At 36.8% G+C, this 25,260-nt stretch carries 29 protein-coding genes and 2 pseudogenes; 23 read left to right on the forward strand and 8 right to left on the reverse strand.

What is annotated here, in order from left to right; translation table 11 throughout:
* The first annotated feature begins 2 nt into the window (after nt 1-2).
* Together WJM97_RS19695 and WJM97_RS19700 are read left to right on the forward strand one after the other, a co-directional pair.
* Nucleotides 3-263 carry a hypothetical protein gene (locus WJM97_RS19695; protein ID WP_353930458.1) on the forward strand — a complete coding sequence of 87 codons (261 nt, stop codon included), beginning with the start codon at nt 3-5 and terminating at the stop codon, nt 261-263.
* Between the two features lie 157 nt (nt 264-420).
* Nucleotides 421-879, forward strand: coding sequence for a YbhB/YbcL family Raf kinase inhibitor-like protein (locus WJM97_RS19700; protein WP_353930459.1), 459 nt, complete (start codon nt 421-423; stop codon nt 877-879).
* Between the two features lie 84 nt (nt 880-963).
* Here WJM97_RS19700 and WJM97_RS19705 read toward each other — a convergent pair whose 3' ends face one another.
* Both WJM97_RS19705 and WJM97_RS19710 read right to left on the reverse strand, forming a co-directional pair.
* The gene (locus WJM97_RS19705) at nt 964-1,599 is read right to left on the reverse strand and encodes a hypothetical protein (RefSeq protein ID WP_353930460.1); all 636 of its coding nucleotides are present in this window, start codon (nt 1,597-1,599) and stop codon (nt 964-966) included.
* Between the two features lie 141 nt (nt 1,600-1,740).
* The gene (locus tag WJM97_RS19710) at nt 1,741-2,067 is read right to left on the reverse strand and encodes a YbjQ family protein (RefSeq protein WP_353930461.1); all 327 of its coding nucleotides are present in this window, start codon (nt 2,065-2,067) and stop codon (nt 1,741-1,743) included.
* Nucleotides 2,068-2,474: 407 nt separating this feature from the next.
* Between WJM97_RS19710 and WJM97_RS19715 the strand changes: the two genes are divergently transcribed.
* From WJM97_RS19715 to mazF, 7 genes and pseudogenes are all read left to right on the forward strand, one after another.
* On the forward strand, nt 2,475-3,158 hold the full coding sequence (locus WJM97_RS19715) for a tetratricopeptide repeat protein (protein ID WP_353933228.1): 684 nt from the start codon (nt 2,475-2,477) through the stop codon (nt 3,156-3,158).
* A gap of 163 nt (nt 3,159-3,321) precedes the next feature.
* Nucleotides 3,322-3,492 (forward strand): annotated as a pseudogene (locus tag WJM97_RS19720) (DUF4336 domain-containing protein); the annotation flags it as partial.
* A gap of 176 nt (nt 3,493-3,668) precedes the next feature.
* Nucleotides 3,669-3,899, forward strand: a complete 231-nt coding sequence (locus tag WJM97_RS19725) for a CopG family transcriptional regulator (RefSeq protein WP_353930462.1) — start codon at nt 3,669-3,671, stop codon at nt 3,897-3,899.
* Nucleotides 3,886-4,245, forward strand: a complete 360-nt coding sequence (locus WJM97_RS19730) for a type II toxin-antitoxin system PemK/MazF family toxin (RefSeq protein ID WP_353930463.1) — start codon at nt 3,886-3,888, stop codon at nt 4,243-4,245. Before WJM97_RS19725 ends, WJM97_RS19730 begins: the two co-directional genes overlap by 14 nt.
* Before the next feature lie 21 nt (nt 4,246-4,266).
* On the forward strand, nt 4,267-4,722 hold the full coding sequence (locus WJM97_RS19735; RefSeq protein ID WP_353930464.1) for a DUF29 domain-containing protein: 456 nt from the start codon (nt 4,267-4,269) through the stop codon (nt 4,720-4,722).
* Between the two features lie 273 nt (nt 4,723-4,995).
* Nucleotides 4,996-5,775 (forward strand): hypothetical protein, encoded by a 780-nt coding sequence (locus WJM97_RS19740; protein WP_353930465.1) that lies wholly within the window; start codon nt 4,996-4,998, stop codon nt 5,773-5,775.
* On the forward strand, nt 5,747-6,121 hold the full coding sequence (gene mazF / locus WJM97_RS19745) for an endoribonuclease MazF (RefSeq protein ID WP_353930466.1): 375 nt from the start codon (nt 5,747-5,749) through the stop codon (nt 6,119-6,121). The genes WJM97_RS19740 and mazF overlap by 29 nt, the downstream gene beginning before the upstream one ends.
* Before the next feature lie 433 nt (nt 6,122-6,554).
* Here the strand turns inward: mazF and WJM97_RS19750 are convergent, their stop codons facing one another.
* Nucleotides 6,555-6,776, reverse strand: coding sequence for an antitoxin family protein (locus tag WJM97_RS19750; RefSeq protein WP_353930467.1), 222 nt, complete (start codon nt 6,774-6,776; stop codon nt 6,555-6,557).
* Nucleotides 6,777-7,022: 246 nt separating this feature from the next.
* On the opposite strand from WJM97_RS19750, the pseudogene WJM97_RS19755 reads away from it, so the two are divergent.
* From WJM97_RS19755 to WJM97_RS19770, 4 genes and pseudogenes are all read left to right on the forward strand, one after another.
* Nucleotides 7,023-7,211, forward strand: a pseudogene (locus WJM97_RS19755) (type II toxin-antitoxin system HicB family antitoxin).
* 47 nt (nt 7,212-7,258) lie between these two features.
* The gene (locus WJM97_RS19760) at nt 7,259-7,501 is read left to right on the forward strand and encodes a hypothetical protein (protein ID WP_353930468.1); all 243 of its coding nucleotides are present in this window, start codon (nt 7,259-7,261) and stop codon (nt 7,499-7,501) included.
* Between the two features lie 17 nt (nt 7,502-7,518).
* Nucleotides 7,519-7,797 (forward strand): type II toxin-antitoxin system PemK/MazF family toxin, encoded by a 279-nt coding sequence (locus WJM97_RS19765; RefSeq protein ID WP_353930469.1) that lies wholly within the window; start codon nt 7,519-7,521, stop codon nt 7,795-7,797.
* Nucleotides 7,798-8,134: 337 nt separating this feature from the next.
* Nucleotides 8,135-9,052, forward strand: coding sequence for an endonuclease NucS domain-containing protein (locus WJM97_RS19770; protein ID WP_353930470.1), 918 nt, complete (start codon nt 8,135-8,137; stop codon nt 9,050-9,052).
* A gap of 83 nt (nt 9,053-9,135) precedes the next feature.
* On the opposite strand, the gene WJM97_RS19775 is transcribed toward WJM97_RS19770, so the two are convergent.
* The 3 genes from WJM97_RS19775 to WJM97_RS19785 all read right to left on the reverse strand — a co-directional run bounded on the left by WJM97_RS19775 (nt 9,136) and on the right by WJM97_RS19785 (nt 12,157).
* Nucleotides 9,136-10,542 (reverse strand): NAD(P)(+) transhydrogenase (Re/Si-specific) subunit beta, encoded by a 1,407-nt coding sequence (locus WJM97_RS19775; RefSeq protein ID WP_353930471.1) that lies wholly within the window; start codon nt 10,540-10,542, stop codon nt 9,136-9,138.
* Entirely contained in the window at nt 10,539-10,832 is a 294-nt protein-coding gene (locus WJM97_RS19780; RefSeq protein ID WP_353930472.1) for an NAD(P) transhydrogenase subunit alpha, read from the reverse strand. The genes WJM97_RS19775 and WJM97_RS19780 overlap by 4 nt, the downstream gene beginning before the upstream one ends.
* A 170-nt stretch (nt 10,833-11,002) precedes the next feature.
* Entirely contained in the window at nt 11,003-12,157 is a 1,155-nt protein-coding gene (locus WJM97_RS19785; protein WP_353930473.1) for a Re/Si-specific NAD(P)(+) transhydrogenase subunit alpha, read from the reverse strand.
* A gap of 926 nt (nt 12,158-13,083) precedes the next feature.
* On the opposite strand from WJM97_RS19785, the gene WJM97_RS19790 reads away from it, so the two are divergent.
* The 8 genes from WJM97_RS19790 to WJM97_RS19825 all read left to right on the forward strand — a co-directional run bounded on the left by WJM97_RS19790 (nt 13,084) and on the right by WJM97_RS19825 (nt 18,016).
* Nucleotides 13,084-13,590, forward strand: coding sequence for a DUF2808 domain-containing protein (locus WJM97_RS19790; protein WP_353930474.1), 507 nt, complete (start codon nt 13,084-13,086; stop codon nt 13,588-13,590).
* Nucleotides 13,591-13,711: 121 nt separating this feature from the next.
* The gene (rpmH, locus tag WJM97_RS19795; protein WP_088242947.1) at nt 13,712-13,846 is read left to right on the forward strand and encodes a 50S ribosomal protein L34; all 135 of its coding nucleotides are present in this window, start codon (nt 13,712-13,714) and stop codon (nt 13,844-13,846) included.
* Between the two features lie 21 nt (nt 13,847-13,867).
* Nucleotides 13,868-14,290 carry a ribonuclease P protein component gene (gene rnpA, locus WJM97_RS19800; RefSeq protein ID WP_353930475.1) on the forward strand — a complete coding sequence of 141 codons (423 nt, stop codon included), beginning with the start codon at nt 13,868-13,870 and terminating at the stop codon, nt 14,288-14,290.
* Nucleotides 14,277-14,666, forward strand: coding sequence for a PH domain-containing protein (locus WJM97_RS19805; RefSeq protein ID WP_353930476.1), 390 nt, complete (start codon nt 14,277-14,279; stop codon nt 14,664-14,666). The genes rnpA and WJM97_RS19805 overlap by 14 nt, the downstream gene beginning before the upstream one ends.
* A gap of 239 nt (nt 14,667-14,905) precedes the next feature.
* Nucleotides 14,906-16,057, forward strand: coding sequence for a membrane protein insertase YidC (gene yidC / locus WJM97_RS19810; protein ID WP_353930477.1), 1,152 nt, complete (start codon nt 14,906-14,908; stop codon nt 16,055-16,057).
* Nucleotides 16,058-16,059: 2 nt separating this feature from the next.
* Complete coding sequence (locus WJM97_RS19815) at nt 16,060-16,593, forward strand: R3H domain-containing nucleic acid-binding protein (RefSeq protein ID WP_353930478.1); 534 nt, start codon at nt 16,060-16,062, stop codon at nt 16,591-16,593.
* 40 nt (nt 16,594-16,633) lie between these two features.
* The gene (locus WJM97_RS19820) at nt 16,634-17,140 is read left to right on the forward strand and encodes a DUF177 domain-containing protein (RefSeq protein WP_353930479.1); all 507 of its coding nucleotides are present in this window, start codon (nt 16,634-16,636) and stop codon (nt 17,138-17,140) included.
* Nucleotides 17,141-17,296: 156 nt separating this feature from the next.
* Complete coding sequence (locus tag WJM97_RS19825; protein WP_353930480.1) at nt 17,297-18,016, forward strand: class I SAM-dependent methyltransferase; 720 nt, start codon at nt 17,297-17,299, stop codon at nt 18,014-18,016.
* Between the two features lie 125 nt (nt 18,017-18,141).
* Here the strand turns inward: WJM97_RS19825 and WJM97_RS19830 are convergent, their stop codons facing one another.
* The gene (locus WJM97_RS19830) at nt 18,142-19,257 is read right to left on the reverse strand and encodes an AI-2E family transporter (RefSeq protein ID WP_353930481.1); all 1,116 of its coding nucleotides are present in this window, start codon (nt 19,255-19,257) and stop codon (nt 18,142-18,144) included.
* A gap of 573 nt (nt 19,258-19,830) precedes the next feature.
* Here WJM97_RS19830 and WJM97_RS19835 point away from each other — a divergent pair.
* The gene (locus tag WJM97_RS19835; protein ID WP_353930482.1) at nt 19,831-20,499 is read left to right on the forward strand and encodes a DUF1614 domain-containing protein; all 669 of its coding nucleotides are present in this window, start codon (nt 19,831-19,833) and stop codon (nt 20,497-20,499) included.
* 190 nt (nt 20,500-20,689) lie between these two features.
* A complete protein-coding gene (ftsH, locus tag WJM97_RS19840; RefSeq protein WP_353930483.1) occupies nt 20,690-22,627 on the forward strand; it encodes an ATP-dependent zinc metalloprotease FtsH in 1,938 nt (645 codons plus the stop codon).
* Between the two features lie 285 nt (nt 22,628-22,912).
* On the opposite strand, the gene WJM97_RS19845 is transcribed toward ftsH, so the two are convergent.
* Nucleotides 22,913-25,258, reverse strand: coding sequence for a CHRD domain-containing protein (locus tag WJM97_RS19845; protein WP_353930484.1), 2,346 nt, complete (start codon nt 25,256-25,258; stop codon nt 22,913-22,915).
* Nucleotides 25,259-25,260: the final 2 nt, after the last annotated feature.

Genomic DNA, 25,260 nt, shown 5'->3' on the forward strand with positions numbered 1-25,260 from the left:
CTATGGATATCTCACCCAATCAATCATCAACCGAATTTTTAACCCCAGACGAATCTGCACAAGTTGATGCAGCTTTGTTAAGTAACCCTGAAAAGTTTTTAACCAGATTGACAATTTCCTCTTTACGAATTTTACAACATATTGCCAAAGAATATGATGTTTCTATTGAGGAATTGACAGCAAAGCAAATTATTACTTGGTTTGAAATTGATGCGAAAATTAGACGAGAAAAAGGAGTTGATGAGGCATTTTTGAAGTGGTAGAGAAAGGGTTTTAATATGAATGATGCGTTACGCTATCGTTAACGCACCTTACTCAAAATAATTTATAATATAACTAAAAGACGAGTTTCTATCACTAAAATATTTGCTATTTTTTGGTTAGTTACATTTTACTTTTTCCCCAACGGGAGAAAAAACTATGAAATTAACTAGCTCTGCTTTTGTAAATCATGGTGTAATTCCTCTAAAATATACTTGTGATAGTGCAAATATATCGCCACCTTTAAACTGGGAAGAAATTCCTCCAGAAACCCAAAGTTTAGTATTAATTTGTGATGACCCAGATGCACCAGGAAACACTTTTGTCCATTGGGTTGTTTATGATATTCCTCCTACCGTTAAACAATTACCAGAAGAAATTCCTGTGAGTAAAACTATTCCTAGTGGTGGTTTACAGGGGAAAAATGATTTTGGGAAGTTGGGTTATGGTGGTCCTTGTCCTCCAGGTGGTACGCACCGTTATTTTTTCCATCTTTATGCTTTAGCAAAAAAGCTGAATTTAGAAGCAGGTGCTACTAAAAATAAAATTGAAACTGTCATGAAAGGTCATGTTTTAGCAACAGCAGAATTAATGGGAAAATATCAACGCCAGGGTTAAATAAAAACTATCAGATCCTCGACTTCTGAAATTAATTGATAATTTATTGAAAATCTTAACAAAAGAAGTCGGGGATCTATTATATTAATGATTGTTATTGTTAGTTCGAGGACTACGCGCACCAGTAAAAGCACCAATTAATGCGGCTAATAAACCCAATAAAGCACCAAAGACAAACCACCATAAAATTCTCGATATTGCTGCTGCTATTTCTATGGTTTGTTCTGCTGTTAATGGGGGTAAATTTTCTGGTATGTTAGCACCTTGTTGCCGTACTTGATTGATTACTTCTACTACATTATAAGCAGCAATTCCAAATGTACCCCATACACCATTTGCTAATAGAAAGGAACTGATTGCTAAGGTTGCAGCCCACAGAATTGCACCGTTGAGTAAAGCTGTATCTCGGTGCATCGGACCACAGGCGCGAGTTGTTACCCAACCACCTAAAAATAGGGAAATTAATAAGGAGATGGTTGACCAAATTCCTACATTACTAATGATTCCAACTACAATTGTTGTTGCTCCTAGAAAGTCTGCAATTCTGGATACACCAATAGCACCAAAAAAAGAACTCAAAATTAATTGAGTGGCTAAAGCAACTAAAATACCGGAAATTATTGGACCCCAGCGCACGCGATCGCGGTATTCAGTCACTCTTCCTGTTACCACAGACTCAGAGGGAATAATTTCATCCCCTACTCTATTTACGTATGACATAAGTTTATATTCTCCGCTGCTATTTTAGCAAAGTTTATTAGTGATATTTTTGTGTATATTTAACATTAAATTTCTCTTTGATGTTTTTTATATCTATCACTAGAAAGAGTTAATGAATACTCCTTAGTCAGAATGAAAGTCCTAACGAATCCTGACGGCTGTACCTGTAGCAGTTATTAGTAATAAAACTCCCGATTGATCAACATTAATTGTGCCTGTATCAATTTCAATTCCAATTACTGCATCCGCTCCTAATTGTTGCGCTCTTTTTTCTAGTTCTTCTAGTGCCTTTTTTTGTCCTTGCTCAAATAAACGTTCATAACTACCAGTACGCCCACCAACAATATCACGGATGCCGGCTAAAAAGTCTCTTAAAAAGTTACTCCCATAAACAACTTCTGCCGTGACAATACCTAAATAGGAATCAATGATAGCACCTTGAATTACATCTGTGGTACTTAAAAGCATAGTTTCACCTAGTAAAAAGTAAATAACTTGATATATTTTGGCTTGATATATTTTTATCTTGCATATTCTGGCAACAGATTGCTAGAATTTCAGGAACTTTTTAGATTGCTTTGAATCCTAGTAGTTTGACGCTATCACAAGTTGAATTGAAAATTGCATCCATAAAGAAGTTATTGCCTATGGGTATGAAAAATTTCGGGGATAGGGTATAAAATATTCCTTATTAGTTGTTCAATTAACTATATCCACTGAGTAATGGATGTTCTGTATGTTGAATGTCGGCGATAGAAATATGTTCATATATTGGGTAAGAATGAAGAAATACAGTTTTCAAAACTAAAGATTTTTGTTTTAATGTACAAACAAAAAACTTCACTAAAATTTATTTAAGGAATTGGCGATTTATGTTGTACAAACAAACATCATTTTTAGTGGCTATCCTGTTATTAGGAAGTGTAGTTACTGCAACTCCAGCGATTGCTCAAAGTTCGGAAATATTGGTTGCACAAGCCAGAAACCCTCGACTGAAGGAACTTTTGGAACAAGGAAGAAGGTTAGTGGATGCAGGAGATTATAATGGGGCGATCGCAGTTTATCAAGAAGCAGGAAAATTAGATCCCAGAAATGCCAAGATTCATTCTGGTATTGGTTACTTATATGCCCAACAAGGCAATTTTCAATCAGCTTTAACTTCTTACCGTCGAGCGATCGCCATTGATGGCAACAATAGCGATTTTTACTACGCTGTTGGTTATATCAAAGGTAATTTGTCAGATACAAACGGAGCAAAAGAAGCTTATCGTCGTGCTATCCAACTCAACCGTGGTAATTTTAATGCTTATTTAGGTTTGGGTGTCACACAAACTGCATTAGGTGATTATGAATCAGCAATGTGGGCTTATGAAGAAGCAATTAAACTAAATAGGAATAACCCCAGAATTTATGAATTAATGGGTTCAATGTTCAAAAAAAGAAGACAAACTCAACAAGCTAGTAATGTTTTAAGAAAAGCTTTGAGTTTATATCGCAGTGGTAATGACTCTGAAGGTGCAAATAGAGTAGAAGATATGCTCAGAGAAATCGGAGGTTAATATTAGTAGGTGATAGGTAAAAGTCAGGGAGTTGCTATCACAAATAAAATAGATATTTGCTGAAGTCAATCCTATGCTAAAAATAAGAAATAGCTTCTGAAATATAAAAATTATAAAAGCTCAGGAAATTGGAAATCAGCAACATTTGTCATGGCATCTTTAGCCTACTTTACCTATGCAACTCTACGGAAAAAGAAAGACTCTATGCCAAGAAATTATCAAAGATACCTTATGGAGATTTGATCAATTACAAGGTATTTTGTACAGAATTGTACCCATTCGTATGACCATAATTAAGCTACAGGAAGGTGTACTTCTAGTTTACGCACCTGTACCATCTACCTCAGATGGATAAAGTAGAATTGACAATTTAAAATTAGAAGATTGGGAGATTTAGTAAACAGCGATACCTAGCGATCGCACTCTCTCAACCCCTCAAAATCTCTTTTTATCTCACGCAATGTCAAAAAAGTGGTATGATTAATTGGTAAGATAAATGAGTCATACATAATGATAAAAGTCACAATTACTTTAGAAGAAGACATTCTCAGATTTATTGATCAACAAGCAAAAGGTAATCGTAGTGCTTATATTAATGCACTATTAGCAGAACAAAGACGCAAGATTTTAGAAGCAGAAATAATTGCTGCACTCCAAGAAGATGCCAAAGATTTAGAATATCAAAATGAGATTTATACTTGGGATAATGTAGCTGGAGATGGTATTAATGCCAGAGAGTAATTTAACTTATAAACGGGGTGAAATTCGCTGGATAAATCTTGATCCAACTGTGGGAGCAGAAGCACAAAAAATCCGTGCTTGTTTAATAGTTAAAAACGATATTATGAATCAATATGGATTATTAACTATTGTGATGCCATTTCGACCAGGAAGTAAACAAGCTCCCTATATTGTCAATGTCAAAGCAACAGTAAGCAATGGATTAGATAAGGATCATTTTATTGATGTTGCTCAAATTCGTGCTGTAGATTATCGTCGTGTTTTGGGGTTGGTGGGGATTTTAGAAGCTGATTATTGGGAAGAAATTCGGACTGCTTTGGATGTGGTTTTGGATTTTGGGGTTTAAATTTTTACCAAGGAGAAAATTATGACACATCAATCTATGATATTAACTCATAATCTTTATGCAGAAGATTATAATTTATGGATTGAAAAAACTGCCTCTTTATTAAAGAATAAGCAGTTTTCAGAATTAGAATTAGAAAATTTAATTGAAGAAATTGAAAGTATGGGGAGAAGTGAAAAAAATGCTTTAAAAAGTAATTTACGAGTTTTAATTATGCACTTACTTAAATACAAGTTTCAACCTCAAAACAGGTCAAATAGTTGGTTGTATACAATATATGAACATCGTCAAAGATTACAAGATGCGTTTTTAGATAGTCCTAGTTTAAAAGGATATTATCTAGAAGTTTTGGATAATTGTTATCAACACGGTCGTAAAGAAGCGGCGATTGAAACTGGACTTCCTTTATCCATTTTTCCTCAAGATAATCTTTTTTCTGCTGATGAAATTTTAGATGCTGATTTTTTTCCAGTTTAATTATACATAATTTCTGTCGTCAAGCGAGCAGAACAAAGTGGAAGGAAAGAAGAAAAAGCGATCGCAATTACTCCCCCAAATATTACTTACAATCAAATCCTGAACATCATCGTTTGACTTCACGTACAGGAAGAAGAAAACGCATATTTAGATAATTATGGTAATTTTTATAGTCAGTAGTCTTGATATTTAGCGTAAGACAAGCTAGGATAAAGTGAAACAAGGTAAAACAGACTAAAACAATAATGCGCTTTTTCAGCGCAGGTGTTGCAAATGAGTATCCTAGAGGCTATCAAACCTGATTATTTTGAAGAATTTCGGCTTGAAGAAGCTCAATCATTTTTAGAGCAGTGTTTAGCCTGTGACTCTTCCAATGCTGAATTTTATGAGTTTCTTGGAAATATTGCACAACGTCACGGTATAAACATAGATCAAGTAAAATCTAAGCTCTCTGAGGCTCTCCAAGAATTTATGATTTTGGTCGAGCTTCAACAGCAGCTTTGTATCACAGGTTCACAAATCAAGGAGCTTGCTGAACGTATTCCTCCTGATGATTCCGAAAACAAATCAAAACGTAGTTACGTCCTTGAAAAAAAATTCTTGGACATGGCTTTTCAGAAGTTTATAGAAAGAGTTTCGGAAATTAATTATGTTCAATCTAGAATCGTAGAGAACTACTGGAACTATCTCACTGAGAAACTTCAAGACTTAATTTTGTTTGGTTATATCAAAGAATTATTGTCTCAAAAACGATATTCTTTATCTGAATTTGATATTTCTCAAGCTATTTGCGAAAAACACCAAGATTCGTTTTTGAAATTCAAGAGTTCTCTTTTTCATGTATTAAGTGGTTCTGATGTAAATGTACGTTTGCCTCACTTAATAAATAAATATGAGCAAATAGTTTCTAATAACTCTGACAATAATCCTAGTTACCAGGCAAAAGTACCATGTAAGAGGTATAATTTGGAGGAGTTCTTAGCAAAAATAACTCCTAACAATTCTCATGGTGAAAGTGACTGGGGTGAACCAATCGGTAAGGAAGTCTGGTAGTAATGTTTATGTACCAGATCGGGGCGATATTGTATGGCTAGATTTCGACCCTCAAACGGGTCACGAACAAGCTGGTCGTCGCCCCGCTTTAATTATTTCTCCTATGATATATAATGATTTTGGTCTTGCTATAGTTTGCCCAATAACTAACAGTACAAAAGGTTATCCTTTTGAAGTTCCTTTACCTAGCGGTATAAATACTACAGGTTTTGTTTTAGCAGATCATATTAAAAGCATTGATTGGAAAGCAAGAAAAGCTGAATTAAAAGAAAAAGTTTCAGTTGAATTTGTTACTGAAGTAATTAGTATATTATCAACTATAATTCCTTATCCTCAAACAGATTAAAATTGTTGTCATGAGACAAAAGAAAAACGATACATTATGGAACGACTTGAAAAATACCAAATTGACGAAAATGATAATCAAATGAAAATGCTTGGATAATATCTAACTTTTCCATGACAACTTTACTACTACAATCGGTGAAACTCCATTCTTTGTCAGAATAATCACGAAAAATCTGCCAAGTTGAGCGAATATCTTCTTCTGTTAAATAATATATAGTTGCTAATTTACCTGAGAAGAAAGCTTCACCTAAAATAATTGCTCTTTTGGTTTCTCCTCTTGCTCTTAATAAAGTTAATGTTTCATCAATTACATAATCACTTGTTACTAAAGAATGTGTATTATTAGTTAACTATAAAATAGCGTTTTTATGGTTGGAATCTGAAGGAACAACACTAGCAAACCAAGCACCCGTATCTACAAAAATCATAAACTATTGACAATATAAAATCTGATCATGATCTTTGCCATCAAAAGGATCTGTTTTCCCCTCTAAAGGAAGTTCAGCAATTTCTTGTAAAATTTCTAATGTTTTTTTCTGTTGATAATTAGATTCTATAGGAATGATAATTACTTGTACCTTACTTCCTTCTGCTAGTTTTATCGGTTCTGATAATCTCAATGTTCCTTGTTCATAAATGGCTTCTACTGGCATAGAATTTATCCTGGAATTTGATTATTTGAATTATAGCACTATCTCCTAAATCCCATCATCCTCAAACAGCGATCGCCTAAAATTACCTACGTGATCGCATCCCTCCAACTTCCCAAAACAGCGATTCCTACGGAGCGCTTCGCTATCGCACTCCCTCAACTTCCCAAACAGCGATTATTCATCTTTATTAAACTGGTACATCTGACTGCCTCTGCGGTAAAATATCCCTAGTTCAAGGAATTGGCTATGAAAATAAAAGCAATTATTTAGGAAGAAGACGGTGTATGGTGTGGTTCTGTACCAGCTTTACCAGGATGTCATACCTGGGGTGAAAGTTATGAACATTTATTAGAAATGTTGAAAGATGCTGTTCAAGGTTGGTTAGAAGTAGCTAGTCAACAAGAAGAAATTGAACCAGAAAAACAGTTAATTTAGTTATTTTTTGAAATATGTGTTAAATGATATTAAGAGGATGAATTAATATGGAAACGCAAGCAATTCTTCAATCTTTACCAAACCTCAGTATAAATGAACGGTTACAAATTGCTGAATTGGCTTTACAATTGGTTAATCAACAACGAGAATTTTTGACAAAAGAACAGCAAAAACGTCAATTAGCATTAGCAGCTATGACAGCTATTGAAGATTATGCAAATGATGGTGAATTAGTTGTTTTCTCTGATTTAGATGGAGAAGATTTTTATGACTATCCAGATGAAGATTAAAAGAAACTGTGAAATTTATGTATAGAGGTGAAGTCTGGTTAGTTAATTTAGATCCAACTGTAGGAACGGAAATTAGTAAAAAACGTCCTTGTATTATAGTTAATGATGATGCAATTGGTATTTTACCTTTGAAGGTTATTGTTCCGGTTACAGATTGGAAAGAACGATATTATATTAGACCTTGGATGGTAAAATTAGAACCATCAACTGAGAATAGTTTTGCAAAAGTTTCTAGTGTTGATACTTTTCAAATTCGTTCGGTTTCGGAAACAAGATTAATCAGGAAATTAGGTTAGCTTTCTGAATCGGAAATGCAGATTATTTCTCAAGCATTAGCTGTGGTGTTAAGTCTTTCTCTTTCAAATTGAGATCGCACTTCCTCAACTCCCCAAACATCCTTTTTTAACGAACCGCAGAGACGCAGAGAACGCAGAGGAAGGATCGCTCATTTTCACCCAGCATCCTTTTTTAACAAACCACGTTCGCGGAGCGTCCCGAAGGGATAGACACGAAGAACACGAAGGAAGAAGAGAAGAAAGAGCGATAGCATAAATTACTGTATCATATTAAATAAAAAAGTTAAGGTAAAATATGTAAATATACTCACACTCATAGTTTAACAGATAGATACAAATGAAATTAAGAAAAGTAGCAAGCGGATGGGAATTTGAAAGTGAAAAAGATTTAGAAGATTTAGTTTGGAATAACTTAGAAAAGCTATTTGGATATAAACCTTTAAAGCGACAGTATCAAGTTAATGGACAATATTGTGATATTTTAGCTTTTGGTAAAAATAAGGAACTTGTAATCATAGAGTTAAAAAACTCTGAAGATAGATATATTGTCCAACAACTTACTCGTTATTATGATGCTCTTTTAGATGAAAAACCTTTTCCTAAAAATATTAATTTTCAAGTTCCTATAGTTTTAATTGCGGTTACTCCAAATTTTCATAGAGATAACTATACTGACAGAAAATATCATCAGCTAAAATTTAATTTTTTGCAGTTTAAAATTATTTGTCAAGAGCAAAAATTTAGTCTAAACATAATTAATTTAGATACTACGCTCAACTGGAAATTAGACTTTGATTATTGCCCAGAAAATCATATTAAAAAAGATATTCCTACTCCTCCTAAAAGATTTTATCAATTAATTGATAAATGCACACCTCAAGAACAAACTAAACTTCTCAAATTTCGACAAACTATTTTAGAATTTGATTATCGAATGGAAGAAATAGTACAGGATGGTGGTATTTATTACGGTAAAGGTAAAACTAAATATTGTGCTGAATTACGGTTAAATAGTAAAAAAGAACTTGTACTTTTTTTGTGGCTACCACGTAGTTTTTATAGCGGTAAACAAGAAAATATTACAAGAATTAGAATTTGGACAGATTGGAATAATGCAGCTATAGTTAGACCAGCAGCTAAAGGACTCGGTAAAATACATTCACTTGATATTACATTTGCAAAGGAAGCAGCTAAAAATCAGAGCTTAAAATATTTTCTTGCTCATGCTTTAAATAAATGGTTTCAAAGAATTTAATCTTACTTCTTCTTCTTTGCGCCTTTGCGTCTTTGCGTGAGAAAAAAAGGGCATAGTCAAAAAACTACACCCCTAAAATTAACCTAAAGTTGCTTCACCTCACTAACCAACTTAGCCACCATATCCTTAGCACTACCAAACAACATAGTCGTCTTATCCTTATAAAACAACTCATTATCCACACCAGCAAAACCGGCACTCATACCGCGCTTAATCACAATAGTTTGCTTCGCCCGATCAACCTCTAAAACCGGCATCCCATAAATTGGACTATTCTTATCACTACGCGCCGCCGGATTTACCACATCATTAGCGCCAATCACTAACGCCACATCAGCTTGTTCAAACTGAGGATTAATCGCCTCCATATCATATAGCTGCGTATAATCAACGTTAGCTTCCGCCAATAATACATTCATGTGTCCTGGCATTCTTCCCGCAACGGGATGTATCGCATATTTCACATCCACACCCATACGCTCTAACTGATCCGCCAACTCCCGGACGCTATGCTGTGCTTGAGCAACCGCCATCCCATATCCGGGTACAATCACTACAGAACGGGCATAACCTAACATCATTGCCCCCTCTTCAGGATCAATACTACGGACGGGTTTATCACTAACACCAGCAGCACCAGCGCCACCACCAGCAGTAGAAACTGAACCAAAGGCACTAAATAAAACACTGAATATAGATCGGTTCATTCCCTTACACATGATTTCTGTGAGGATGATACCCGACGCACCCACCAAAGCACCGGCGATGATTAACATATTGTTCATCACCACAAAACCCGCCGCCGCCGCAGCTACCCCAGACAAAGAGTTTAACAGTGAAATTACCACTGGCATATCACCGCCACCAATGGGTAAAACAAACATCACACCCAAAAATAAGGAAACTCCTACAATCCCTAAAAATACGGGGATACTTTCTGGATTGAAGATAAAATAAGCACTTCCAGCAATGTAAGAACCGAATAGCAAGAAGTTAAAAGGTTGTTGTAAAGGAAAAGTAATCGGTGTACCACTGATTAAACCCTGTAATTTCGCAAAGGCTAAAAAACTACCGGTTAATGTCACACCACCAATTAACACATCCAACAACATGGAAATGTTAACTTCTAAAGGTATGGATTGGCCAGCATCTGACAACCGCCAAAATTCAGCCACAGCAATTAAAGCAGAAGATGCACCACCCAAACCGTTGAGTAAACCCACCATTTGGGGCATTTGCGTCATTTCCACCTTATAAGCGGCAATAGCACCAATAGCTGAACCAATGACCAAACCTATCAAAATCATCTGATAGTTTAAAACGTGTTGATCTAATAATGTAGCGACAACTGCTAATAACATTCCCACCGCAGCGATGAGATTACCATTTCTAGCTGTTGCCGGAGAACCCAATTTTTTCAAACCGAGAATAAATAAGGATGCAGCGACTAAATATGTCAGCTGAATTCCAGTTGGTAAAAAGTCGCTCATGCTTTAATTTCCTTCTTTTTAAACATTTGCAGCATTCTGTCAGTCACCAAAAAACCACCGACAACGTTAACCATTGCCAATATCACCGCAATTAAACCGAGAATTACTGATAAATTAGTGTTTTTCTCCCCCGCTGCCAGAATTGCACCAATTACCGAAATCCCAGAAATGGCATTAGAACCAGACATCAAAGGAGTGTGAAGTGTGGGGGGAACTTTAGTAATGACTTCAAAGCCAATAAATGAGGCTAAGACGAGTACGAATAAGGCTGGAAGTAATGTTTCTGTCATGTGATTTTTGGATTTAAGAGGTTTCGCGCAAAGATACAAAGGAGCAAAGACGCAAAGAGAAGATTTACATAACAAACGAAAAATCTCTCTCAAACTCTTCTTCCTTCGTGTTCTTCGCTTCTATGCCTTCGGCACGCTTCGCAAAAGTGGTTCATTCAATCTATATTTAACTAAACCGCTACTGCTTGCAAAGCATCTTTTACCCGTTGGTTTCTAATTTCACCACCATGAGTAACACAAGCTGCATCAACGATGTCATCCTCAAAGTTCATCTGCAATGCTTGATCTTTAATAAGCAGCTGCATTAATGAGGTAATATTTTTGGCATACAGTTGGCTGGCGTGTACTGGCATGGAGGAGGGTAAATTTATTGGTCCGATAATTGTGACACCGTTCCAAACAATATCTTTACCTGCTTCTGTACAAGCACAGTTTCCACCCTGTTCTGCGGCTAAGTCTACGATGACTGAACCGGGTTTCATGGCTTTTACCATCTCTTCTGTTACGAGTTGGGGTGCTTTTCTACCTGGTACTTGGGCGGTGGTAATGACTACATCAGAGTTTTTGACGTGTTCGGCTACTAATTCTTGGGTGCGTTTTTTACTGTCTTCGGAAATTTCCTTGGCGTAACCACCTGCTGCAACGGTTTCTTCTTCGAGTTTGACTTCGACGAATTTTGCTCCTAAGCTTTGGACTTCTTCTTTGACTGCGGGGCGAATATCAAAGGCTTCTACTACTGCTCCTAGTCTACGGGCTGTGGCGATCGCCTGTAAACCTGCAACCCCTGCACCCATGATAAATACTTTAGCCGGGGCAATTGTCCCCGCTGCTGTGGTTAACATCGGGAAATATTTGGGTAATGCTGCGGCTGCTAAAAGTACGGTTTTATACCCTGCCAGAGATGCCTGGGAGGATAAAGCATCCATGCTTTGCGCTCTGGTGGTACGGGGGATCATTTCCATACTTAAAGCTGTAATTTGCTTATCTGCCAGTTGTTTGGCGATGATAGGATTACCCAAAGGATTGAGAAAGCTAATTAAAACAGCACCCGGTTTAAGTAAATCAATTTCTGACTGTCCATCTTCTCTATCTTGGGGAGGGCTAACTTTGAGTAATATGTCCGCTTCCCCCCATAAGGTGGCTGTATCACTAATAATTTTCGCTCCTGCGGCTTCATAGTCAGCATCGGTAAAATATGCTTTTTCTCCCGCACCACTTTCTACTAAAATTTCTAAACCTTGTTTGACTAACTTGGCTACGATATCGGGAATTAATGATACACGCCGTTCACAAACTTCTATTTCTTTAGCAATTGCTATTTTCATGAAATCTCCTAGGGATAAATACAAGGATATATGTGCTAACTGTGGATATATTTTACTTATGCTCTAAGCTCGGCGACATTATTTATGAGTTTTGATAGGTATATCAAAGGTTTAACATCAGCATTAAACTATTGAGATTAAGTGATCAGATTTGTAAAGGTAATACCACAAATTATTACTTGATCATCTCCAGCTTTCTGATCAAATCTGAATCATGATCACTGAATTTTTAACTTTTTCAGGTTAGTAACTTCAGATATTAAGTTGAGTCACTGCTGTTATATCTATCTCTTCAGATTATTTTCGGGATTGCTAAGTTATAATTTTGTCGTTCTGTCATTTTGCAAGACTGGTAACATTTTGCAAGGTTTATACTTGCTTATGAGTTTTTTATTCTTTGAGTTTTTTAGCTCTTGATTTCTATTGATCACAAATATCAAGACTTAGATCATTCATTCATTAACTAAGATTGTCTTTATAGAAATACATTCAGATTTTAAATGATGAATACAGAATATAAAACTTTGTTTACAATACTTTTTAGTAGCTACATCCATCTAATTCATAAAACGTATAAACGATAGATATTTGTACACAATTAAACATATATAAAAACATCTAAGTATGAACACCTCCTCCCACCCCCAGGGGAAACGCATCTAAATTTAATTGACAAAATACCGTTTTAATGTGTAAACCAATAAAACCCAATTTATCGTTTGATTTATTTTTTCAGGGTCATAGTCATGGATTAAAATATTGTCAATGATTCTTACACTCATAGTTGGGTTTTAAGCTCTCCCAGGCACTTTTATTTTCATTTTTCGTCTATTATCCAGCATAAAGTAGTAAAGTTCACTTACGAATACGAACAAGACTGTTACTTAAGATTACACAGATAATATTTATTTAGAGGAAGCCTAATTATGCGACGTGTACTTTCTGCCTTAGCTGTAACTGGTTGTTTAATGGCAAGTTTTCCGGCTGTAGTTTCAGCACAAGATGGTTTTACTCTGTTTAGCGGTGTTGAGCGGAAAAACCAGTTACCCGCACATTTGCAATTTGGCGGTAATAGATATGCCACAGACAGATATGTACTCAAAATACCTGCGAAGAAGATGAACTTGGCAGTTGCTCAGTTTGCCATTACCTATCCTAACTATTACGAAGGTAGTTTTGATGAAAAAAACATTGAAGTCAGAGTTAAAGGTAAAAGTCTGCCTTTAAATGAAGTTAAATGGAACAAAGAAGGAAGAGTAATTGAAATCTTTCCTGAAGAACCAGTACCAGCGGGTAACACCGTGGAAGTAGTCTTATCTAACGTACAAAACCCACCTTTTGGGGGAATGTATTACTTTAACTGTCAAATTCTTTCTCCCGGAGATGTGCCACTGCTACGTTACATAGGTACTTGGATCTTGAGTATTTCTTAATCAGTTACCAGTTATCAGGTGATAACTGAAAAACTCCATCCAGAAAAATGTCTTCCTTAGCTGTAAAGTGGTAAGATAACAGATTGTGACTTTTTATAAAAATCTCTAACAGGAGAGAGGTATGCAAAGAACATTGGGCGGTACTTGTCGTAAGAGAAAGAGAACTTCTGGTTTTCGGGCTAGAATGCGGACACCAGACGGCAGAAACGTGATTAGAGCCAGAAGGAAAAAAGGTCGTCATCGTTTGAGCGTTTAGGCATCCAGCAAACGAGTAGCTGTGGCTTTGCCCAAAGCATATAGATTAAAATCCCGCAAAGATTTCCAAGCGGTTTTCCGGGAAGGAATTCGGTGTCATAGCTCTCATTTCACTTTGAGAGCTTTAAAGCCGTCATGTCCAAAACAACCCAATTTGGATGACGCTTTGATGACAATACAATCAACTGAGCAAAATAATTACGCCAAAACAAAAATTGGCGTTTCCATTAGTACCAAAGTTAGTAAAAGAGCAGTTGTTCGCAATCGCCTCAAAAGACAAATCACTGGGGCATTGTATCAAATATTGCCTAAATTAGCAGATGGATGGCGATTAGTAGTGATTGTGAAGCCAAAGACAGCAGAATCTGAGTGCGGAAGCCAACAATTTCTGCAAGAATTAGAGCAGTTGTTGGTAAAAGCAGAGGTAATAAATGGGTATTCGTGAAGAAATTTATTATGAAGGTGGACCTCACATTGGGGATTTGCTTCTCAATTTATTGATTGGACTAACAGTAGTAGGTTTACCATTGACTGTTGGTGCAATAGTCAGGGCTTTGTGGTTGCGTTTTCGGATCACTGACCGGCGTATTTCCGTGATGGGTGGGTGGTTAGGACGCGATCGCTCTGACGTAATATATTCAGAAATCGTCAAAGTGGTAAAAGTTCCCCGTGGTGTGGGTATCTGGGGAGATATGGTACTGACTCTCAAAAACGGTAGTCGTTTAGAAATGCGGGCTGTTCCCAACTTTAGAGAAACTTATGACTACATCGCCGAAAAAGTTGCGGCTAAAAATCCCCAATATAGTCCTACTTCCAAGTAGTCATTAACAAACGGTGTATTTTCAATAAAAATCAAACTGGGAAAGTACCGCAGGAGTTAGGAGAAGATAGGGAGATGGGGAGAAAATTCCTTACCAGTCACCAGTCACCAGTCACCAGTCACCAGTCACCAGTCGCCATCGTGCGGCTATCCGTAGCAAAGTTTAGTCGCTAATAAATCACCATTTAGATAAATTAGATTCAGTTCAGTTAACAGTACCTCTAGGTTAAATTCAGAATAATGGATTTTGGTATCGGGTTTCTCTCGAACAACGTAATGTTGCCAATCATAGATTTTTTCTATGGTATTGTCCCTAGCTATGGATTGGCGATCATTGCTTTGACATTAATTATTCGGTTTGCACTCTACCCCTTGAGTGCTGGTTCAATCCGCAGTATGCGAAGAATGCGAATTGTCCAACCCTTGATGCAAAAACGGATGGCGGAAATTAAAGAACGCCATAAAGATAATCCGCAAAAGCAGCAAGAGGAAATGGTGAATGTGCAAAAGGAATTTGGCAATCCTTTAGGAGGATGTTTACCCTTATTGCTACAGATGCCTGTTTTACTAGCACTGTTTGCAACTTTACGCGGTTCACCATTTGCAGGTGTTAACTATTCGGTTAACTTGCAAATTTTTCCATCTGAACAAATAGAACGCATTCAACCCCAAGCTTTTGCTACTAACGCCCAAAATATTTATATTGCCGATGGGGATCACACAAAAATTACTGCTATCCTTCCCGGTGGTAATAAATTGGCAGTTGGGGAAAAGACAAAAATTCAATATCAAACCTTGGAAGGTAAACCCTTCGATGCTTTGGTAGCAGAACATCCAGAAACTAAGTTGACTCCTGAATGGAAAATCATGAAAGGAGAAGACAGGGTAAAAATTGATGATCAAGGTAACATCGAAGCCTTAGAGCCAGGAGATGTAACCATTCAAGGTACTATCCCCGGATTGGCAGCAGACAAAGGATTCTTGTTTATTGATGCTTTGGGTAGGGTTGGTGCAATTGATCCCGATGGCGCAGTTCACTGGGATATTGTTTCCATGATTGTCTTTTTTGGAATTAGCCTTTATGTCAGTCAAATGCTGTCAGGGCAAAATTCCGGTGGTGGTAATCCCCAACAGGAAACCGTCAACAAAATTACCCCGGTGATTTTTTCTGGGATGTTTTTGTTCTTCCCACTCCCAGCGGGTGTATTGATGTACATGGTAATTGGTAACGTTTTCCAAACTCTGCAAACCTACATTCTTTCTCGTGAACCTCTCTCAGAGGAATTACAAAAAATTGTAGCTATGCAAGAGAAAGACAAACAAGCAGCCACCGCAGAAGCAAAGACGTTGCCCTTTGAACCAAAAAGTTCCAAGAAGAAAGCTACAGGTTGATGATGAGTGATATAAATATGCAGCGTGGTGAAGAATGGTTAAAACAACTGCTGCAACTATCTGGTGTGTCCGCTGATGTTAGTAGTAAATTGAGTTCTGCTCCGGCAATTGGGGCAGACTCTCAAGAGCAGGATAGTTACTGGTTGATAATTAATGACAGTAATTTGATGCCAGAACAGGTCAGAACTTTGATTGGTGCAAATGGTTCAGTATTGGATGCTATCCAATATTTAGCTAACTCAGTGCTGAATGTGCATCAAGCAGAAGATGAACAGGTATCTTATACCATCGAGTTGAATGACTATCGCTTGAGAAGACAAGCCGAAATTACCGCTTTAGTGAGAACAGCAGTTCAAGAAGTGCGTTTTTCTGGTCGAGAAATAGAAATGAAATCTTTGAGTTCTTTTGAAAGACGACAAGTTCACAGTTTTTTACAAGAATTCCCTGATTTGCAAACCTTCAGCCGTGGCAAAGAACCCTATCGTAATTTGGTAGTTCGTCTGGCTACAGAACCGCCTACAGATCCTGGTTATTAGGTTAAAATCATAGGCATTCAGCTATTTCTCACTAGATCCTATGGACGCTATTTTTATTCCGCAGCTAACTAAAGCCCCGGAGCGGACAGAGGAATTTCAAGTTAATGAGTCTCTGCCTGGTTTGGAAACTTTAACCCCAGTACGTGGCACTGTCCGCGTCCAACATCAGGTTAATTACTTAGAAGTTTCCGGTCAGGCAGAAACAATTATTACTTGTACCTGTAACCGCTGTTTGCAACAATATAATCAACGTTTGGCTGTTAATACTAAAGAAATTATTTGGTTAGATGCAAATGCTGATCAATTAGAGGACTTACCTTTAGAAAGAGAAGTACCTGTAGAAGATTTAGTAGAAACTTTGTCTCCTGATGGTTATTTTTATCCTAGTGAATGGCTGTATGAACAAATGTGTTTAGCTATTCCTCAAAGTCAGTTGTGCGATTGCAATTGTCCAGGAATTTTGAAGACTAATGCTAACAGTTCGGATAATATTGTTGACAGTCGTTGGGCAGCTTTGAAAAATTTAAAAAATCAACTTCCAGAATAGTTATTTGATATAAATTTGTGAAGCGAGAGAGGGTTTGAAGTGCTGGATAATTAATTCCTCATTTCTCACCCGTGTCTTCACTTTTTACAAGAGATGATTCCTAATTCACTATTTTTTAGTGCTTGCACTGTCCAATACAAAAAAGAAAAAAGAACTATGAATCAAGAGATTAATATACAACGTCAGTATTATGCTAATACAGCTAATTTATATGATAAAATACATAACAATCAAGAGCAAGAACATATATTAGGTTTGCACTTATTAGCAAGCTATATAGAATTTTATCAAATTCGTAGTGTTTTGGATGTAGGTGCTGGTACTGGACGTACCATTCTTTGGCTAAAACGGCGATTTCCTAATCTAATTATTAAAGGTATTGAACCAGTAAAAGAACTTCGTGAACAAGGGTATATCAAAGGAATATTAGAATCCGAGTTAGTAGATGGTGATGGTTGTAATCTTCCTTTTCCTGATAATAGTGTTGATCTTGTCTGTGAATTTGCTGTACTCCATCATGTTAAGAAGCCGGAAACAGTAGTTCAAGAAATGTCGCGGGTTGCTTCTAAAATGATATGTATTTCTGACTGCAACTTTATGGGACAAGGAATTCCTCCACTGCGGCTACTAAAATACTTTATCTTTTCTCTTGGACTTTGGAAAGTTGCAGATTGGTTTAAAACTAAGGGTAAAGGTTACACTATAAGTGAAGAAGACGGACTCGCTTACTCCTATTCAGTGTATCAAAATTTATCAACTATTGATAACTACTGGCAACAATTACGTATTATGAATACAAATGGAGATAGTGATCACCATTTGGGTCAGATTTTCTCTGCTGCACATTTGCTTGTCATTGCCTTCGATAAAAAATGACCAGTATAAATCAGTACAAATAGTCTACTATTTCCAAACATTTTATTTGTGATGAAATCCTTACAGGATAAGGATTTAAATGATTTTGAAACAGGTTTTCCATAAAAATAACCGAAAAACCTAAATTACTCTTCCTCTGGGGATATTAATTCCACTTCCTCAACTTCACCATGATCAGAAGATTCACCAATCATCACTAATTCATTTTCCGCTTGATGATGATATTGCCATTGATCTAAAACATCTTTTACTAATACTTCTTCTACCCAAATTTTGGCAACAACTGTTAAAGGTAATGCCAAAAATAAACCTAAAAATCCAAAAAATGTCACAAAAAATAATTGAGAAATCAAAGTTACTGCTGGTAATAAAGATACCTGATGTGCCATAACTATAGGCGTGAGAAAATTACTCTCAGCTTGTTGAATAAAAAAGTAAAGAATCAGCACACCCAAAGGTTTCCAGGGGGAATCTAACAGGGCGATCGCCATGGCAGGAACTACACTCATAGTCGGTCCCAAATTAGGAATTAAATTCATAAATCCTGCTAAAACTCCCAAAGCTAAAGCTGCCTTAACTCCTAAAATTGATAAACCAACAAGACTCATTAAACCAACTACAAAAACAGCAATAAAAGCCCCTGTTACCCATCTTTCTAAAGAAGTCCCACACTGATTTAAAATCCCCTCTACCCGTCGCCGATAAAATGAGGGGAATAGCCGCACAAACACTTTCCGATAAGCATCTGGATTGGCTAGAAACATTCCCGTCAAAACCAGCACTAATAAGATATTAAGCACAATTATTAACGAGCTAGAAACAAAGGCAAAAGAGTTTCCTAATATGCGATTAAATAATGGTTGTGCTTCTGCAATTAGCCTATTTAGGTCAGGAATAAAAGGGATTAATTGGGGAGGAATGTGTGTTCTTTGTTCATCAATCCAACTATTGATGCGTTCAAAACCTTGGGGAACTCGATAAGTTAACTCTTGAAATTGTTGAGTAAAGGGTGGGACAATCAACCAGAAAAAGCTAATAATACCTGCAAAAAAGATAGTGACAGATAAGGCTACAGCTAATTGTCTTTTCATTCCTAAATTTTGAAAGCTGCGTGCTAACCGATTTAATGTAGTTGCTAAAACCACAGCAGCAAATATTAGTAACAGCACTTCTCGTAGTTGCCAAAGTATATATAAGGATAAAACTATGGCGATTAAACCTATCCATTGACCAATTTTCACAAATTAACTCCCCAAGTTTATTAATAATTTTTTCTGTGAAGCAGTATATCTTGAAAATTTTGATATAAATCTGCATGAAGTAAAGTATCAAGAATAATTGACTGGTTGATTATTTACTGATTTATCAAACATTCTGACTCCTGAATTCTTACTAGAATTTTATAATTCTGTGCAATCCCCCTGCTTAAACCTGACTGCTATTTTAATTTTTGCTTTGTGTGGGGATGCGCCCAATTAAAACCGTTATCATAATTAAAGTAGGTAAAATAACTAGAATGATTGCGTTTATTGATGTTTCTGGAATTGAAAACATTGGACATACATATTTAATCAAAAATGAGATTAAAGTGGAGAGAATAAGTAGTTTGAAGAAGAAACCTAGTTGATTTTTCATCAGAGTGCGGTAATACACATTTTTTTGGTAGGGTATACACGAATTTAGACTTGAGGATTAAGTCTTTACAATAGAAATCAGATACAAAACTTTACTTTTCCAGATTTGGTACCTTAAATGTAAGCATTCTTGCCATTTATGAGTTGTAAATGCTGGATTTAAAGCATTTTCTTATTGCCATGATTTATCTACCAGTTTCATTACTATTATTTTTAGTTTTGTTGTTGCTGCTGCCATTTATTTGGTTTGCAGTTGCAGTGGATGTAGTAGAAGTTGCGGTAGCTAAGTTAGGTTTTTCTCCTAACATTGCTTTTTTATTATTGGTGCTAGTAATAATTACCAGTACAATTAATATTCCTATCTACCGTTTAGAAGCACCTGTACAATTAGCAGATGAATTTGAAGCACTGTGGTTAAAGGAATTTTGGGGAATTCCGTTAAGGAGAGTACAACGTTCTACCGTAATCGCTCTAAATGTGGGTGGTGGATTAATACCCGTAGTTTTGGCATTATACCAATTTTCCCAGGGCAATACTTTAGCCATTTTATCAGTTACTGCCATTGTCACCGTTGTTAGTTACTTAGCCGCCAGGGTAGTACCAGGAATTGGGATTCAAATGAATCCGTTATTAGCTCCCCTAACTGCTGCCATATCCGCTATGGTCATAGCATCATCCCATGCAGCACCTGTCGCTTTTGCTGGTGGTGTTCTGGGTACTGTAATTGGTGCTGACTTGTTGCATCTCAAAGATATTCAAGCCATGAGTTCAGGAGTTTTGAGTATTGGCGGTGCGGGTGTATTTGATGGTATTGCTTTATGTGGATTATTTGCACTGTTATTGAGTTGAAAATAGGGTCATGAGGAAAATAACCCAATTACCAATTAAGTAGTCGTGCAAAATAAATTTCATATTTAGGGAAGGTGACAGGTGACAGGTGACAGACAAGAGATACAGAGATTTCTATTGTTTTCCCAAATGTGCAATTAATTTTGCCCAGGTACTTATCAAGGATCAAATTTTATTGAGGTGAGTGATTATGCCAGTAGAAAATAATCATAAAGACAAGATGAAAACTCCAAGAATTCAGCAATTTGGAGGGAGTTTATTAGTTTTACTAACTCTTCTGTTATTGGTGAATTTGATAGTTCCTAGTGTTTTCGGAAAACGGTTGCCACAAGTTCCCTATAGTGATTTTATTAATCAGGTAAAAGCAGGTAAAGTTACTAAAGCTATTATCGGGGGCGATCGCATTGAATATGCAATTATGGCTCAAACTCCCGAAGGTAAAACAGTTGAACAAGTATTTAGAACTACACCTGTAGCAATTGATTTAGATTTACCTAAAATTCTGCGTGAAAACAATGTCCAGTTTGCAGCACCACCACCAGCAGAAAATGCTTGGATTGGTACTCTTGTCAGTTGGGTTGCACCCCCATTAATTTTCTTTGGAATTTGGGCATTTTTAATGAACCGTCAAGGTGGTGGACCGGCTGCATTAACAGTAGGTAAAAGCAAAGCGCGGATTTATTCTGAAGGTAGCACTGGGGTAAAATTCCTCGATGTTGCGGGTGTGGATGAAGCAAAAGCTGAGTTAGAAGAAATAGTTGATTTCTTAAAAAATGCAGGTAAATATACGACATTAGGAGCAAAAATTCCCAAAGGTGTCTTATTAGTTGGACCTCCTGGAACAGGGAAAACATTATTAGCAAAAGCCATTGCCGGTGAAGCTGGTGTACCTTTCTTTAGTATTTCCGGTTCTGAATTTATTGAATTATTTGTTGGTGTGGGTGCTGCAAGAGTTAGAGATTTATTTGAACAAGCAAAACAACAAGCACCTTGTATTGTTTTCATTGATGAATTAGACGCTTTAGGAAAATCTCGCGGTGGACCCGGTGGTTTCGCTGGTGGTAATGATGAAAGAGAACAAACATTAAACCAGTTATTAACAGAAATGGATGGTTTTGATGCTAATACTGGTGTAATTATCATCGCTGCTACCAACCGTCCAGAAGTTCTTGATCCTGCATTACGTCGTCCTGGTCGTTTTGATAGGCAAATTGTCGTAGATAGACCTGATAAAATCGGTAGAGAAGCAATTCTCAAAGTTCACGCTAAAAACGTCAAATTATCAGATGATGTGGATTTAGGAATTATTGCTGTGCGTACACCTGGGTTTGCTGGTGCAGATTTAGCAAATTTAGTCAATGAAGCAGCATTATTAGCAGCAAGAAATAACCGTCAAGCTGTATTAATGGCAGATTTTAATGAAGCCATTGAACGTTTAGTTGCAGGTTTAGAAAAACGTTCTCGTGTATTAAATGAAATCGAGAAAAAGACCGTTGCTTATCACGAAGTCGGACACGCTATCATTGGTGCATTAATGCCAGGAGCAGGTAAAGTAGAAAAAATTTCCGTTGTTCCCCGTGGTATTGGTGCGTTGGGTTATACCATTCAAATGCCAGAAGAAGACCGTTTTTTAATGATAGAAGATGAAATTCGTGGACGTATTGCCACTTTATTAGGTGGACGTTCTTCCGAGGAAATTGTATTTGGGAAAGTCTCTACTGGTGCTGCTGATGATATTCAAAAAGCCACTGATTTAGCAGAAAGAGCAATTACAATTTATGGGATGAGTGATAAACTCGGACCTTTAGCTTTTGAAAAAGTGCAACAGCAATTTATTGAAGGTTATGGAAATCCTCGTCGTTCTATTAGTCCCCAAGTTGCAGAAGAAATTGATAAAGAAGTGAAGGAAATTGTTGATAATGCTCACCACATTGCGTTGAGTATTTTGCAAAATAACCGTGATTTGTTAGAAGAAATTTCTCAGGAATTGTTGGAGAAAGAAATTATGGAAGGTGGTTATTTACGAGAGAAATTAACTAAAGCCCAAGCACCAGCAGAAATGGATGAATGGTTGAGAACTGGTAAGTTGGATGCAGATAAACCTTTGCTGCAAACTTTGTTAGGTTAGTAAGTAAAGATCCCCGACTTCTTTTTTGAAATTGTTCATTATTGATGAATTAGTGTTAGAAATCGGGGGTCTTGTTTTTTAATTTGTCTGAATCAGAATGTCCAGAAATTTAAGGATTTACAGGATAAAAACAGGATTTTTGGTTTTTTAATTAATTGGAATTTAGGTAATTGTTAAACTAAAAATTTTTTAAAAACTAAATATTAAGATCCCCGACTTCTTTTTTTATCTTGTTCATAGATAATGAACTGGTGTTAGAAGTCGAGGATCTGAGTCTAAAAACTACTACATTGCAACTACACTAGCAGCAAAAGCAAAGTCATTTGCAGTCAGACTATCTGCATTTATTCCTTGTAACAAAGCTACCTCAATGGTATCTATTTTCAACAATGTATCAGCACCCATTTGTTCTCTAGTTACTTGACCAAAATCAAGAACTTCCACACCACCAAAACCGATTTTATCAACACCAATTGTGAAATCAGTAATGATGTTGTAACTCATGGGTAAACTACCATTAGCAACCCAGAATTGATCCATACCATTCCCACCGGTTAGTTTATTACCTCCTGCTACACCAGCAAAGAGAACATCATCACCTTCACCACCGGAAATCATATCATTTTGGTTGGAAACTAAAACATCAATTCCAGAACCACCAAACAGACGGTTGTTGCTACCTTGACTAACTATTTTATCGTTGCCTGAACCACCAAACAACATTTGATTTGAACCTTCAATAACTGTTAGTTCATCTGCTTCTGCTGCACCAAATAAAATGTTAGTACCATTGGCTTCTACAACAAATAAGGAATCTTCACCATTACCACCATTAACAATGGTATCGTGAGCAGGTCCATTAACTCCAACACTTACAAAATCATTTCCATCTCCTGCGGAAATGGAAGAATGACTATTAACGATGACAAAATCATTACCATCACCTGCAAAGATATCATTATCATCGGTGGAATTTATTGTGTCATTTCCGTCACCTGCAAATAAGATTTGTCCTGGTTCGGGGTTGATTTCTTCACCTTCAGGAGTGCCAAAACTTAATCTTCTGGATGGATAATCATCATCCATAATTGTGATTAACTGTTCTCCCAGAATTTGAGAACTATCTTCAGCATCTGTTAAGACTATTTTAAAAGTCTCATCACCTTCAATTTCCCTATCTCCAACAATAGCAACTTCAACAGTTTTACTGGTTTCTCCTGGTGCAAAAATCAGAGTTCCTGAAGTAGAAACATAATCTGGTGCAGCACTAACTATTTGTCCTCTTAATTCTCCCCCTGGGTTTGCGGTGGTATGAATGTTGAAGTAATAAGAGGTATCTTCTCCCATCATTGCTGAGGTGAATTCAGCTATTTCTTCAGCAGTTAATCCTTCTTCTGCTTCCCAAATGCCGGTGATGATAGTTTTACCTTCTTCTTCGGTAATTTGTAAATCATCATCAGTCAAAATATTAAAGTCTACAGGACCACTTTCACCTCTGACACCATCATGAATGTGTAACCCTACTACATCATCTGCTGTGGTTTCTGTTTGACCATTAAAGTCTAAACCACTAAATTCTAATCTGTAGCTAAAGGTTGCAGCTTGGGTATTCAATTCTGCACTGGCCATTCCAGTAGCGGTGGTAGTCACACCAGGTATTTCTTGACTACCTTCTAACATTGCTGCAAATACTTCTGTGGTGGGAACAAATACAGGTGTTTCGTTGATAATTTGTCCTCTTAATTCTCCCCCTGGGTTTGCGGTGGTATGAATGTTGAAGTAATAAGAGGTATCTTCTCCCATCATTGCTGAGGTGAATTCAGCTATTTCTTCAGCAGTTAATCCTTCTTCTGCTTCCCAAATGCCGGTGATGATAGTTTTACCTTCTTCTACGGTAATTTGTAAGTCGTCATCATCGAGGATGCTAAAGTCTACAGGGCCGTTTTCACCTCTGACACCATCATGAATGTGTAACCCTACTACATCATCTGCTGTGGTTTCTGTTTGACCATTAAAGTCTAGTCCATTGACTTCTAATCTGTAGCTTAAAGTTGCAGCTTGGGTATTCAATTCTGCACTGGCCATTCCAGTAGCGGTGGTAGTCACACCAGGTATTTCTTGACTACCTTCTAACATTGCTGTGAAGATTTCTATGTTTGTTCCACTGATGGGAATAGCGGTGATGGGGATAGTTTGGTAGTTAACAATTATGGATTCTGTACTTGCTTCATCTAGAAAAACTTCAAAGGATTTAGTTTGGATTCCGCTGTTTCCTTCGGGTGTAGAAATGTTCATGCTTTGTACCTCAATTGAAAATATATCTGTAGCTGTGAAACCGTCTTTATCTGTTGCAGTGACTTTTACATCTATACTGCCTACATTTCCATCTGTAGGAGTACCACTAAAAGTTTGAGTAATTGGATTAAACTTTAACCAATCTGGTAATTCACTACTATCTGCAAGGGTAGCTGAATAGGCCAGCAATTCGGGAATAACTCCCTCTGTTATTAGTGTTTCTGCAAAGGTTTGGGATATGAATTGATGTAGTTTTGTCGTGGGGTGAATATCATCAAAAAAGGCGTATTCATCTGGATTTACACTACCAGTTACATCAATTAAAGGGTCGGTCAAAT

Origin of the sequence: Okeanomitos corallinicola TIOX110 (assembly GCF_038050375.1) — a bacterium.
Lineage (GTDB): Bacteria > Cyanobacteriota > Cyanobacteriia > Cyanobacteriales > Nostocaceae > Okeanomitos > Okeanomitos corallinicola.